Below are 12,055 nucleotides of genomic sequence, written 5' to 3' on the forward strand. Positions count from 1 at the left end.
GGGGACGCTCCTATCAGGCATTCGTGGTCTGGCGGGCGGTGGCGATCGCGCTGCTGAGGCTGCGGATATAGTCGCGCACCGGGCCTGCTGCTGCCGCACCGTGCTGCGCAACGATATCGACGATGGCGCTGCCGACGACCACCCCATCGGCGACGCGCGCGATGGCGGCGGCCTGTTCGGGGGTACGCACGCCAAAGCCTACTGCGACCGGAAGGTCGGTCGAAGCCTTGAGCCGCGTCACTGCTTCCTCGATGCTCGCTTGCACCGCCTGCTGCTTGCCGGTGATCCCGGCGACCGACACGTAGTAGAGGAATCCGCCTGCGCCATCGAGCACGGCGGGCAGCCGCGCGGCATCGGTGGTCGGCGTCGCGAGCCGGATCGGGGCGATGCCCTTGGCGCGCAATGCGGGACCGAGCGATGCGTCTTCCTCCACCGGAATGTCGACGCAGATGACGCCATCGACGCCAGCCGCAGCCGCGGCATCGGCAAACCATTCGGGTCCGCGCCGGGTCATTGGGTTGGCATAGCCCATCAGCACCAGCGGCACATTGGCATGACGCGCGCGGAAATCGGTGGCGATTGCCAAGATGTCGGCGGTTTTCGTGCCCGCCGCGAGTGAGCGCAGGTTCGCCGCCTGGATCGCGGGACCATCGGCCATCGGATCGGTGAACGGCATGCCCAATTCGATCACATCCGCCCCGCCCTCGACGAGCGCGTCGAGGATAGCAGGGGTGGATGCGGCGTCGGGATCGCCCGCAGTGACGAAGCACACCAACGCGGCGCGGTCAGCGGGGAAGGCGTTGGCGAGACGCGAACTCACATCTCCACTCCCAGCTTCTCGGCCACGGTGAAGATGTCCTTGTCGCCGCGGCCGCACAGGTTGGCGAGGATGATCTGGTCGCGGTCCATGTCCCGGGCGATCTTGGCGACTGCAGCAATCGCATGCGCGGGCTCGAGCGCAGGGATGATCCCTTCGGTGCGGCAGAGCAGCTGGAAGCCGTCCAGCGCCTCGTCATCGGTGATCGCGGTATATTCGACCCGGCCCATGTCCTTGAGCCAGGCGTGTTCGGGGCCGATACCGGGATAATCCAGGCCTGCGCTGATCGAATGGCCCTCGGTGATCTGGCCGTCCTCATCCTGCAGCAGATAGGTCTTGTTGCCGTGCAGGATACCGGGGAAGCCGCCCAGAAGGCTGGCGGCATGCTCGTTGCCATCGAGGCCGTAGCCTGCGGCTTCGACGCCCAGCATCTTCACATCGGGATCGTCGAGAAACGGGTGGAACAGGCCGAGCGCGTTCGATCCGCCGCCGATCGCCGCGACCAGCAGGTCGGGCAGGCGGTTGATCCGTGACAGCATCTGCGCGCGCGCTTCCTTGCCGATCACGCTCTGGAAATCGCGGACCAACTCGGGATACGGGTGCGGGCCGGCGGCGGTGCCGATGATGTAGAAGGTGTCGTGAACGTTGGCGACCCAGTCGCGCAGGCCCTCGTTCATCGCATCCTTGAGCGTCGCTGCGCCCGAGGTCACCGGAATGACCTCCGCGCCGAGCAGCTTCATGCGGAACACATTGGGCTGCTGCCGCGCGACGTCGGTCGCGCCCATATAGATCACGCACGGCAGGCCGAAGCGCGCGCAGACGGTCGCGGTGGCAACGCCGTGCTGGCCCGCGCCGGTCTCGGCGATGATCCGCGTCTTGCCCATGCGGATAGCCAGCAGGATCTGGCCGATGCAGTTGTTGATCTTGTGCGCGCCGGTGTGGTTGAGCTCGTCGCGTTTGAACCACACTTGTGCACCCTTGCCTTCGGGGGCGGTTTTGCGCAGTTCCTCGGTCAGCCGCTCGGCATAATAGAGCGGGCTGGGGCGGCCGACATAATGTTCGAGCAGGTCGTCGAACTGCGCCTGGAATGCGGGATCGGCCTTGGCAGCGCGATAGTGTTTCTCGAGATCGAGCACCAAAGGCATCAGGGTTTCGGCAACATAGCGCCCGCCGAACTGGCCGAAATGGCCTTGTGCGTCGGGTTGATTGCGATAGCTGTTAAGCTGGGTTGCGGTGTTGGTCATGGTTGGCAACCGCTTGGCAAAAGCGCGCCATCTTGTCCATATCTTTGACTCCCGGCGCGCTTTCGACGCCCGAGGACACATCGACCAGAGGCGCGTGCGTGGCTGCCAGCGCCTCGCCAACATTGTCCGGATCGAGCCCGCCTGCTAGCCCCCAGGGCAGGACGTGCTGCTGCCCCGCCAGCAGCGACCAGTCGACCATCACGCCGTTGCCGCCGGGCAGGGCCTGCGCGGGGGCATCGAACAGCAGCCGGTCGGCAATGCCATCGAACCGGCGTGAATTGACGAGGGTGTCGGCGCTGCGCAGCCCCACGGCCTTCCACACTTCGACGGGCATGTGCTTCTTCACGATGGCCAGCCATTCGGGCTTTTCGGTACCGTGGAACTGGATGACATCGGGCCGAACGGTGCGATAGGCCTTTTGCGTCAGCTCGGGCGAGGCGTTGACCAGCAGCAGCACGACCTTGACCGATGCCGGCGTCCGCCGTCGCAGGTCCGCCGCCTGCTCCAGCGTCACATGGCGCGGGCTCTTTTCGAAATGCACCAGGCCAATATGGCTCGCGCCCGCGCTGGCAGCGGCGTCGATGGCGGCTTCGGTGGAAAGCCCGCAGATCTTGATCAGGGTGGTCATGAGAAATCCGCGCCTACAGCGTCGCCATGATGTCTCTGGCCGCCTGATCGGGCTCTGCGGCCCGGGCAATCGGACGGCCGATCACCAGCACCGATGCGCCGGCATCGCGCGCCTGGCGCGGGGTGACGGCGCGCTTCTGGTCGCCCAGCATCGCGCTTGCCGGGCGAACGCCGGGAACAACGAAAAAGCCGTCACGCCACTGGTGACGCACTGCGCCGACCTCTTGCCCGGAACACACGATGCCATCGAGCCCGGCGCTATGCGCGAGATCGGCGAGCCGCAGCACATTGTCGTGCGATGTGCCCGCCATGCCGATCTGTGCCATGTCGTCATCGTCGAGGCTGGTCAACATGGTGACCGCAACCACCTTGGTATGCGCGCCGGCCGCCGCCTTGGCATCTTCCATCATTGCGCGGCCCCCGGCGGCGTGGACGGTGACGATTGCAGGTTCGAGCACATGGATAGCCTGCATCGCGGCGGCGACGGTGTTGGGGATGTCGTGTAGCTTGAGGTCGAGGAAGATCGGCAGGCCGATCTTGGCGATCTCGTGCACGCCGTGATGGCCGTGCGCGCAGAAGAACTCCAGCCCCAGCTTCACGCCGCCGATATGGCCGCGCACCTGTTGAACGAGATCGGTGGCACGCGCGAGATCGGGAACATCGACCGCGAGATAGATGGGATTGGACATGATGTGTGCGTGACCCCTGTTGTAATCCGTCAGACCGAGCGCAGGACGCTTTCGGGTTCGAGCGGTCTTTCCGCTGCCGGCGCCGCAGACTGCATCGGGGCAGGCGCGGCAACCGAAGTGGCGGTGCGCGTCTGGTTCGATTCCAGCGTCGCGATGCGGCGCTTGAGACGCCAGCTTGTGGTGCGATGATAAGCCCAGAGCGGCACAAACCCGGCCAGGAAGGTCAGGAACAGCAGCACCGGAAGCTTGGTCACGAGCTGCAGCCCGCCCCAAAGGTCCACCGTGACCGCTTGCCAGTTGTTATAGGCGAACACGATGAACACCACGGCCAGCATGATGATCACCAGTGTCTTCAGAAACTGCATGACCGCTGTGTCTCCTCAAATCCTGCCCGCGTCCCGGCGGTCAATGGGAGAGCATAGGAGTAATATTCCGGATTGGCCAGTCTGCTATCCGGCCGGGCTCTCCGGGGCTCAGTCGATGCGGACCAGCCGGATGTCGACCTCGCGCTCGACATAGCGCCATTCCGGCGTAATCCGCAGCTGCGCCAGCAGCTCTTCAAACGCGGGCTCGGCGTCGGGCGCAAATTCGAACCAGGTCAGGAAGTCGAAGGGCTGCCCCAGATCACGGCTGTGGTGCAACCGCCGCGCGATGGCGGGCAGATAGCCCCGGCCGATCGGGGTATGCCCGGAGCGTTCGTAGATGGCGCGCCGGTCGTCCTGCGCCATCGCCCACCATACGGCCGATTTGCGGATCGGTATCAGCGCGGCCATGCGCGCTTCCGGACGTCCGATCGCGGCGGTGCGGGCGTCGAGCGACTGTCGCTCGGCCCGGGTCGTGTACCGCAGATTTGATGTAAAGCCGGTCAGCGTCCAGCTGGCGTCCGGCGTCGCGGCATCGACCGCCAGCCGTGCCGCCTGGGGCAGTGGCTCGCCGATCCAGGTGGATTGGCGGATAACCTGCCATTCGCCGGTCGTGCCGGCGCAAAACGAGACCATGATGGGCGCCGCAGCGCCATAAGCAGCAGAGGGGGGCATGAGGCGAACCTTCGGATTCCGGGCCAAACGCGCCCGTTGCTCGAAGGTTCGCTGGCCGAAGGCCGCGCGTTACGCGCCGCCCTGCGGGTTTTCAGCCGAAGACGCGCGCGAAAATCGTGTCCACATGCTTGAAGTGATAGTCGAGGTTGAACTTGTCCTCGATCTCCTGCGGCGACAGCGCGGCGGTGACCTCGGCATCGGCCTTGAGCAGTTCGAGCAGCGACAGCGCGCCGTCCGACTCCCACACCTGCATCGCGTTGCGCTGGACCAGCCGATAGGCGTCCTCGCGGCTGACGCCGGCCTGGGTCAGCGCCAGCAGCACCCGCTGCGAATGCACGAGGCCGCCCATGCGGTCGAGATTCTTCTGCATCCGCTCGGGGTAGACGAGCAGCTTGTCGATCACCCCGGTGAGCCGCGCGAGCGCGAAGTCGAGCGTGATCGTGGCATCGGGGCCGAAGAAGCGTTCGACCGAGCTGTGCGAGATGTCGCGCTCGTGCCACAGGGCGACGTTTTCCATCGCCGGGATCGCAGCGGCGCGGACGACGCGCGCGAGGCCGGTGAGATTCTCGGTCAGCACCGGGTTGCGCTTGTGCGGCATGGCCGACGAACCCTTCTGGCCGGGCGAGAAATATTCCTCCGCCTCGAGCACTTCGGTGCGCTGCAGATGGCGGACTTCGGTCGCCAGCCGTTCGACCGACGAGGCGATCACGCCCAGGGTCGCGAAATACATTGCGTGGCGATCGCGCGGGATGACCTGGGTCGAGACGGGCTCGAGCGCGAGGCCCAGCTTCTTGGCGACATGCGCTTCGACCCGCGGGTCGATATTGGCGAAGGTGCCGATCGCGCCGGAGATCGCGCAGGTCGCGATTTCGGCGCGCGCGGCCTTGAGGCGCGCACGGCAGCGGTCGAACTCGGCATAGGCCTGCGCAAGCTTGAGGCCGAAGGTGGTCGGCTCGCCGTGGATGCCGTGGCTGCGGCCGATGGTCGGCGTGTATTTGTGCTCCATCGCGCGGCGCTCGATCGCGGCGAGCAGCGCATCGAGATCTTCGAGCAGCAGGTCGCTGGCGCGCGCCAGCTGCACCGCAAGGCAGGTGTCGAGCACGTCGGAGCTGGTCATGCCCTGGTGCATGAAGCGCGCTTCGTCGCCGACCTGCTCGGCCACCCAGGTGAGGAAGGCGATCACATCGTGTTTGGTGACTGCCTCGATCGCGTCGATCGCGGCGACATCGATCACCGGATTGGTCGCCCACCAGGCCCAGAGCGCTTTGGCGGCGGACTTGGGGACCACGCCCAGTTCGGCCAGTGCGTCGGTGGCGTGCGCCTCGATCTCGAACCAGATGCGGAACTTGGCTTCCGGTTCCCAGATGGCGGTCATGGCGGGGCGGGCGTAACGGGGGACCATAAGCATGTCCTTGCAGCAAGAGGCGATGGAGGGCGCGTTCAGCCGCCCCGACGATTCCGCCGCGCAGCTAGCAGCAAGCGGCCGCGCGTTCAACCGGCACGGGCTGCGGCGGGCGGTCTCAACCGATGCGGGCGAAGGCGGCGGCGCCCGCGGGTGTGCGGCGGGGCGCGGCGGCGGGCGCGGCGTTGGCGAGCGCCGATTGCAGCGCTGCGGCGGTATCTCCCTGGCCCAGCATCGCCTCCATCGTGCGGACACACAGCGCGACCTCGTCATCGGCCAGGGTGTAGTGCACCTGCTTGGCCGCGCGGCGTGCGCGGACCATCTCTGCGCGGCGCAGTTCGGCGAGCTGCTGGCTGAGCGCAGGCTGGCCAATCGCGGTCATCGCGTCGATCTCGCTCACGCTCTTCTCGCCCGACAGCAGGCACGAGAGGATCATCAGCCGCTGCGGCTGGGCAAAGATGCGCAGCTTTTCGGTCATCGCATCGGCCAGCGCGCGGCTCTGGTAGAGCGCGGTCACCGGTCGGCGATCCGCTGGCAGAACCAGTCGGGCGCGTCGGCAGGCGGCGCGGCCTCAGGGTCGGGGGCGCGCAGCAGGTCGCCGCCGGGCTGCCAGCCCTCGGGCGTCATCACATCGCCGTCATCGGCGCGCTGCAGCGCCGCCAGCAGCCGCAGCATCTCGTCCACCGAGCGGCCGACATTGTGCGGATAGACTGTGATGGCGCGAACCACGCCATCGGGATCGATGAAATAGGTGCAGCGCATCGCCGCGCTGCTTTCCGCCTGCTCGTCGATCATGCCAAAGGCGCGGCCGATCGCCATCGACGGGTCTTCCACCACTGGGAAGCCGATCGTGACACCGAAGCCGGTCTGAATCGCGCGCAGCCAGGCGTGATGCGCATAAAGGCTGTCGACCGAAAGCCCCAGCAGTGCGCAGTTCATCGCGGCAAACCGCTCGGCCGCCTGCTGCATGCCGATGAACTCGGTGGTGCAGACCGGGGTGAAATCCGCCGGGTGCGAGAAGAACACCAGCCACTGCCCGCGATAGTCGCCGAGCGCGCGCTCGCCCTGCGTGGTGCGCGCGGTGAAGTCGGGTGCGACGTCACCGATCCGCAACGGGCGGGGCGGGGTGCGGGACGGGGTTTCGGTCAGGCTCATCTCTCCGGCCATCTCACATCCAAGGGGGGCAAATCAATTCCTTGACGATCATCAATTAGTAGATTACATGATTTATGTAAATATGAATTTGTAGAGGATGACCTCATGTCCGACGCCGCACTTTCCGCCGCTCTTGAGCAGGTGAAGGCCGCACAGCACGGCGTTCCCGTCATCAAGGCCTTTTTCGACAAGGACACCAACACCGTGTCCTATGTCGTCCATGATCCCGAGTCCCTGCGCGGGGCAGTGATAGACAGCGTGCTGGACTATGACCCCGCATCGGGTCGCACCTCCTTCTCCTCGGCAGACGCGATCATCGCCTATGTCGGGGAGAAGGAGCTTGCGATCGACTGGCTGCTGGAGACGCACGCGCATGCCGACCACCTCTCTGCCGCGCCGTATCTGCAGCAGACGCTGGGCGGCAAGATCGCCATCGGCGCGTCGATCACGCTTGTGCAGAACGTGTTCGGCAAGCTGTTCAACGCCGGCACCGAGTTCGAGCGTGACGGCAGCGATTTCGATGCGCTGTTCCACGACGGCGACCAGTTCAAGATCGGCCATCTGGACGTGACGGTGCTGCACGTGCCGGGCCATACGCCTGCAGACATCGCCTATGTCATCGGCGATGCGGTGTTTGTCGGCGATACCATGTTCATGCCCGACTATGGCACGGCGCGGTGCGATTTCCCGGGCGGCGATGCGCGCACCCTGTTCCGCTCGCTGCGTCGCATATTGGAGCTGCCCGGCGATACCCGGCTGTTCATGTGCCACGACTATCTGCCTGAGGGCCGCGACCATTTCGTCTGGGAAACCACGGTGGCCGAACAGCGCGCGAACAATGTGCACGCGCATGACGGGATCACCGAGGACGAATTCGTGGCGATGCGCGAGGCACGCGACGCGACCCTGGACATGCCGCGGCTGATCCTGCCTTCGGTGCAGGTCAACATGCGCGCAGGCCATCTGCCCGAGCCGGAAGAGAACGGCGTGCGCTATCTCAAGATTCCTCTGAACGCCCTGTGACAGGGGGCATGACCTTGCCCGGATTTCCCGAAGCGATGCCGCTGCAGGGGCTGGCGGGCGGGCTGATGATCGGCCTGTCCGCCGCCATCATGCTGCTGATGCTGGGACGGATTGCAGGCGTCAGCGGCCTTGCCGCGCGCGCCACCGGGCTTTCGGCGAGCGGCGCACCGCGCAGCATCGCGGTCGCGTTCGTCATCGGCCTGCCGCTGGGGGCATGGCTGATCAGCCAGGCCGCAGGGCCTGTGGTCACCCGTTTCCCTGACAGCCCCTGGCCGCTGCTGATCGGCGGCTTGCTGGTGGGCTATGGCACCAGGCTGGGCTCGGGCTGCACCAGCGGCCACGGGGTTTGCGGCATGTCGCGGCTCTCGCCGCGCTCGCTCGCCGCCACCGCCCTGTTCATGGCCAGCGGCTTTGTCACCGTCGCATTGCTGCGGATGGGAGAGCTGCTGTGAGACAAGGTGCGATTGCCCTCGCAGCCGGGCTGCTGTTCGGTGCGGGACTCGCGGTCTCGGGCATGGCCGATCCGCAAAGGGTGCAGGCGTTCCTCGATCTCGGCGGCGACTGGGATCCGACGCTCGCCTTTGTCATGGGCGGCGCGATGCTGGTGATGGTTGTCGCCTGGGCAATCCAGCGGCGCATGGCTGCGCCTGTTGCTGCCGGTAAGTTCGATCTGCCGGCGACCAACCGGATCGATGCCAGGCTCGCCATCGGCGCGCTGATCTTCGGTGCGGGCTGGGGCATCGGCGGGCTGTGCCCCGGTCCCGCCATCGCCGATCTCGCCATCGCGCCGGTTCAGGCGGCGATGTTCGTCGCCGCCATGCTCGCTGGCATGGCGATCCACCGCTTCACCACCCGCTAGTCGCGTTCCGCCCGCGCGCGCAGAGGACATCCGCATGAACGATCCCCATCCTGCCGATCCGGTTTCCTGTGCGCCGCACATCGCGTCGCAGCCGGCGACCCTCATCCATGACGTCGTCATTGTCGGCGGCGGCAGCGCGGGCATCGCGACCGCCGCCAGCCTGCTCAAGCGCAACCCCCGGCTGTCGATCGCGATCATCGAACCGTCCGAGGTGCATTACTACCAACCCGGCTGGACGATGGTCGGCGGGGGCATTTTCGATGCCGCGGTGACGCGCCGCTCGGAGGAATCGGTGATGCCCGATGGCGTCACCTGGATCCGCGCCTCGGCCAGCGGCTTTGCGCCCGATGACGACCGCGTCATCCTCGCCGATGGCAGTGACGTCCGCTACCGGGTGCTCGTTGCGTGCCCTGGCATCAAGCTGGACTGGGACGCCATTCCCGGCCTGCGCGAGGCTCTCGGCAACTCCGGCGTCACCTCGAACTATGGCTATGATCTTGCCCCCTACACCCGACAGCTGGTCGACGGGCTGAAGGGGGGCCGCGCGCTGTTCACCCAGCCGCCGATGCCGATCAAGTGCGCGGGCGCGCCGCAAAAGGCGATGTACCTGTCGTGCACCCGCTGGGAGAAATCGGGCGTGCTGCCCAACATCGATGTGCAGTTCCACACCGCAGGCGCGGTGCTGTTCGGCGTTCCGGCCTATGTCCCGGCGCTGATGGAATATGTCGCGCGCTATGACGCGCAATTGAACTTCGAATCGAAGCTGGTGGCGATCGATGGCCCCGGCGGCTTTGCGACCTTCGAGCAGAGGCGCGGTGATGATGTGACCCGCGTCGACGAACGCTTTGACATGATCCATGTCGTGCCGCCGCAGACCGCGCCCGATTTCGTCCGGACGAGCCCGCTTGCCGCCGCATCCGGCTTCATCGATGTCGACGAGGCGACGCTGCGCCATGCCCGCTATGCCAATGTCTTCGCGCTGGGCGACGCCTGCAGCGCCTCGAACGCCAAGACCATGGCGGCGGCGCGCAAGCAGGCCCCGGTGGTGGCGGTGAACGTGCTGGCCGCGCTCGAAGGCAAGCCGCCGGTCGCCGATTATGATGGCTATGGCAGCTGCCCGCTGACCGTGGAATCGGGCAAGATCGTGCTCGCCGAATTCGGCTATGGCGGCAAGCTGCTGCCCAGCTTCCCCAGATGGCTGATCGACGGCACCCGGCCTTCGCGCCTGTCCTGGCTGCTCAAGGACACGATCCTGCCGCCGGTCTATTGGCACGGGATGCTGAAAGGGCGCGAATGGATGGCCAGGCCGCACAGGATCGGCAGCTGACCGATGCGCCTTTCGCGCTATCTGCCGGTGCTCGCATGGGGCCGCGCCTATAACGGCACCACGCTGACCAACGATCTGGTGGCGGCGGGGATCGTCACGATCATGCTGATCCCGCAGAGTCTGGCTTATGCGATGCTGGCGGGGCTGCCGCCCGAGATTGGGCTCTATGCCTCGATCCTGCCGATCATCGCTTATGCCCTGTTCGGCACCAGCCGCGCGCTGGCGGTGGGGCCGGTGGCGGTGATCTCGCTGATGACGCTGACCGCCGCGAGCAGCATCGCCCCGCCGGGTAGCGCGGAATTCATCGCGGCGACCTTGGTGCTGGCGCTGCTGTCGGGGCTCATGCTGCTGGTCATGGGTGTGCTCAGGCTGGGCTTTCTCGCCAACCTGCTATCGCATCCCGTCGTCTCGGGCTTCATCACCGCATCGGGGCTGATCATTGCGACCAGCCAGCTCAAGTCGATCCTTGGCATCAAGGCGAGCGGCGAGGTGATGCCCGAGCTGGTCAGCACCCTGGCCGCCAATCTGCCGCAGACCAATATCCCGACGCTGATCATCGGGGTCGTCTCCACCGCGTTCCTGTTCTGGGTGCGCAAGGGGCTGAAGCCGCTGCTGATCAGCCTGGGCCTCAAGCCGCGCACTGCTGACCTCACCGCCAAGGCCGGGCCGATCGCGGCTGTCGCAGTCTCGACCCTGGCGGTGGTGTGGCTCGATCTGGAGGCAGCGGGCGTCAGGACCGTCGGGCAAATCCCGCAGAGCCTGCCGCCGTTCACCGTGCCGCTATTCGATGCGGCGCTGTGGCAGCAGCTCGCCATCCCCGCGCTGCTGCTCAGCGTCATCGGCTTTGTCGAAAGCGTCTCGGTGGCGCAGACCCTGGCCGCCAAGAAGCGCCAGCGGATCAACCCGGACCAGGAGCTGATCGGGCTGGGGGCGGCGAATGTCGCGGCCGCCTTTTCGGGCGGCTATCCGGTGACCGGCGGCTTTGCGCGCTCGGTGGTCAATTTCGATGCGGGGGCAGAAACGCCGGCGGCAGGCGCCTATACCGCGGTCGGCATTGCCATCGCGGCGCTGTTCCTCACCCCGTATCTCGCCTCGCTGCCGATCGCGACACTGGCCGCGACGATCATCGTGGCGGTGCTCAGCCTGGTGGACGTGAAGACTCCGCGCCACATCTGGCGCTATTCGCGCGCCGATTTCGCAGCGATGGCGGCAACCGTGCTGGTGACCTTGCTGGTGGGGGTCGAGCCGGGGGTCATCGCCGGGGTCGGCCTGTCGCTGGCGCTGTTCCTGTGGCGCGCATCGCGGCCGCATGCTGCAGTTGTCGGGCGCGTGCCGGGCACCGAACATTTCCGCAACGTCAAGCGGCACACCGTGCTCACCGATCCGCGCATCCTCACCATCCGGATCGACGAGAGCCTGACCTATCTCAACGCCCGCTGGCTCGAGGAATTCGTGCTCGAGCAAGTTGCCGAGACTCCGCGGCTGCGGCATCTGGTGCTGATGGCATCGGCGGTGAACGCGATCGACGCCTCCGCGCTCGAGAGCCTAGAGGCGATCAACCACCGGCTGGCCGATGCCGGCGTCAGCCTGCACCTTTCGGAGGTGAAGGGCCCGGTGATGGACGCGCTGGAGCGCTCGCACCTGCTGCATGACCTCACCGGCGAGGTCTGGCTGTCGCAGGACCAGGCGTTCTCGGCGCTGCTGCTGCGCGCTGACGAGGAGGATGCTCCCCAGGCCGGCAGCGACACATGGATGGCCCGCGGTCTGATCTGAGGCGCGGAAAAAGGGCTGGATGACCTGCCCGCATTTCGGGCATGGTTACGCTCGAAACTATTCCCTGGCGCCGCACCGGGCGATTCCCGGTGCTCCCTTTGC

At 66.6% G+C, this 12,055-nt stretch carries 14 protein-coding genes; 5 read left to right on the forward strand and 9 right to left on the reverse strand.

The window, feature by feature from the left end:
• Positions 1–13 precede the first annotated feature (13 nt).
• The 9 genes from trpA to LI72_RS10135 form a co-directional block, all read right to left on the reverse strand.
• Entirely contained in the window at positions 14–820 is an 807-nt protein-coding gene (gene trpA / locus LI72_RS10095) for a tryptophan synthase subunit alpha (protein ID WP_033925746.1), read from the reverse strand.
• Positions 817–2,061, reverse strand: a complete 1,245-nt coding sequence (gene trpB / locus LI72_RS10100; protein WP_033925747.1) for a tryptophan synthase subunit beta — start codon at positions 2,059–2,061, stop codon at positions 817–819. Before trpB ends, trpA begins: the two co-directional genes overlap by 4 nt.
• Positions 2,036–2,689 (reverse strand): phosphoribosylanthranilate isomerase, encoded by a 654-nt coding sequence (locus LI72_RS10105; RefSeq protein ID WP_033925748.1) that lies wholly within the window; start codon positions 2,687–2,689, stop codon positions 2,036–2,038. Before LI72_RS10105 ends, trpB begins: the two co-directional genes overlap by 26 nt.
• Positions 2,690–2,702: 13 nt before the next feature.
• Complete coding sequence (pyrF, locus tag LI72_RS10110; protein WP_033925749.1) at positions 2,703–3,377, reverse strand: orotidine-5'-phosphate decarboxylase; 675 nt, start codon at positions 3,375–3,377, stop codon at positions 2,703–2,705.
• 29 nt (positions 3,378–3,406) lie between these two features.
• The gene (locus tag LI72_RS19060) at positions 3,407–3,742 is read right to left on the reverse strand and encodes a hypothetical protein (protein WP_052129710.1); all 336 of its coding nucleotides are present in this window, start codon (positions 3,740–3,742) and stop codon (positions 3,407–3,409) included.
• Between the two features lie 108 nt (positions 3,743–3,850).
• Positions 3,851–4,375 carry a chlorite dismutase family protein gene (locus LI72_RS10120; protein ID WP_033926267.1) on the reverse strand — a complete coding sequence of 175 codons (525 nt, stop codon included), beginning with the start codon at positions 4,373–4,375 and terminating at the stop codon, positions 3,851–3,853.
• Positions 4,376–4,505: 130 nt separating this feature from the next.
• On the reverse strand, positions 4,506–5,816 hold the full coding sequence (purB, locus tag LI72_RS10125) for an adenylosuccinate lyase (protein WP_033925750.1): 1,311 nt from the start codon (positions 5,814–5,816) through the stop codon (positions 4,506–4,508).
• Positions 5,817–5,934: 118 nt separating this feature from the next.
• Positions 5,935–6,333 carry an ArsR/SmtB family transcription factor gene (locus tag LI72_RS10130; RefSeq protein ID WP_033925751.1) on the reverse strand — a complete coding sequence of 133 codons (399 nt, stop codon included), beginning with the start codon at positions 6,331–6,333 and terminating at the stop codon, positions 5,935–5,937.
• Positions 6,330–6,971, reverse strand: coding sequence for a peroxiredoxin (locus tag LI72_RS10135; RefSeq protein WP_033925752.1), 642 nt, complete (start codon positions 6,969–6,971; stop codon positions 6,330–6,332). Before LI72_RS10135 ends, LI72_RS10130 begins: the two co-directional genes overlap by 4 nt.
• A 105-nt stretch (positions 6,972–7,076) precedes the next feature.
• Between LI72_RS10135 and LI72_RS10140 the strand changes: the two genes are divergently transcribed.
• The 5 genes from LI72_RS10140 to LI72_RS10160 are packed head-to-tail and all read left to right on the forward strand — an operon-like array spanning position 7,077 to position 11,953.
• Complete coding sequence (locus LI72_RS10140; protein ID WP_033925753.1) at positions 7,077–7,994, forward strand: MBL fold metallo-hydrolase; 918 nt, start codon at positions 7,077–7,079, stop codon at positions 7,992–7,994.
• A gap of 8 nt (positions 7,995–8,002) precedes the next feature.
• On the forward strand, positions 8,003–8,446 hold the full coding sequence (locus LI72_RS10145) for a YeeE/YedE family protein (protein WP_033925754.1): 444 nt from the start codon (positions 8,003–8,005) through the stop codon (positions 8,444–8,446).
• A complete protein-coding gene (locus LI72_RS10150; protein WP_033925755.1) occupies positions 8,443–8,853 on the forward strand; it encodes a DUF6691 family protein in 411 nt (136 codons plus the stop codon). The genes LI72_RS10145 and LI72_RS10150 overlap by 4 nt, the downstream gene beginning before the upstream one ends.
• 34 nt (positions 8,854–8,887) lie before the next feature.
• Positions 8,888–10,180: an NAD(P)/FAD-dependent oxidoreductase gene (locus tag LI72_RS10155; protein ID WP_156139573.1), complete on the forward strand. Its 1,293-nt coding sequence runs from the start codon at positions 8,888–8,890 to the stop codon at positions 10,178–10,180.
• Positions 10,181–10,183: 3 nt separating this feature from the next.
• On the forward strand, positions 10,184–11,953 hold the full coding sequence (locus LI72_RS10160) for a SulP family inorganic anion transporter (protein ID WP_033925756.1): 1,770 nt from the start codon (positions 10,184–10,186) through the stop codon (positions 11,951–11,953).
• The last annotated feature ends 102 nt before the right edge of the window (positions 11,954–12,055 follow it).

The organism is Sphingomonas sp. 35-24ZXX, assembly GCF_000786215.1.
Lineage (GTDB): Bacteria > Pseudomonadota > Alphaproteobacteria > Sphingomonadales > Sphingomonadaceae > Blastomonas.

Bases quoted from the DNA above. Each gene is read 5' to 3' on its own strand.
- LI72_RS10145 (WP_033925754.1), top strand. From the start codon at position 8,003: ATGACCTTGCCCGGATTTCCCGAAGCGATGCCGCTGCAGGGGCTGGCG.
- pyrF (WP_033925749.1), bottom strand. From the start codon at position 3,377: ATGTCCAATCCCATCTATCTCGCGGTCGATGTTCCCGATCTCGCGCGT.
- LI72_RS10140 (WP_033925753.1), top strand. From the start codon at position 7,077: ATGTCCGACGCCGCACTTTCCGCCGCTCTTGAGCAGGTGAAGGCCGCA.
- LI72_RS10135 (WP_033925752.1), bottom strand. From the start codon at position 6,971: ATGAGCCTGACCGAAACCCCGTCCCGCACCCCGCCCCGCCCGTTGCGG.
- purB (WP_033925750.1), bottom strand. From the start codon at position 5,816: ATGGTCCCCCGTTACGCCCGCCCCGCCATGACCGCCATCTGGGAACCG.
- LI72_RS19060 (WP_052129710.1), bottom strand. From the start codon at position 3,742: ATGCAGTTTCTGAAGACACTGGTGATCATCATGCTGGCCGTGGTGTTC.
- trpB (WP_033925747.1), bottom strand. From the start codon at position 2,061: ATGACCAACACCGCAACCCAGCTTAACAGCTATCGCAATCAACCCGAC.
- LI72_RS10120 (WP_033926267.1), bottom strand. From the start codon at position 4,375: ATGGTCTCGTTTTGCGCCGGCACGACCGGCGAATGGCAGGTTATCCGC.
- LI72_RS10155 (WP_156139573.1), top strand. From the start codon at position 8,888: ATGAACGATCCCCATCCTGCCGATCCGGTTTCCTGTGCGCCGCACATC.
- LI72_RS10160 (WP_033925756.1), top strand. From the start codon at position 10,184: ATGCGCCTTTCGCGCTATCTGCCGGTGCTCGCATGGGGCCGCGCCTAT.
- LI72_RS10105 (WP_033925748.1), bottom strand. From the start codon at position 2,689: ATGACCACCCTGATCAAGATCTGCGGGCTTTCCACCGAAGCCGCCATC.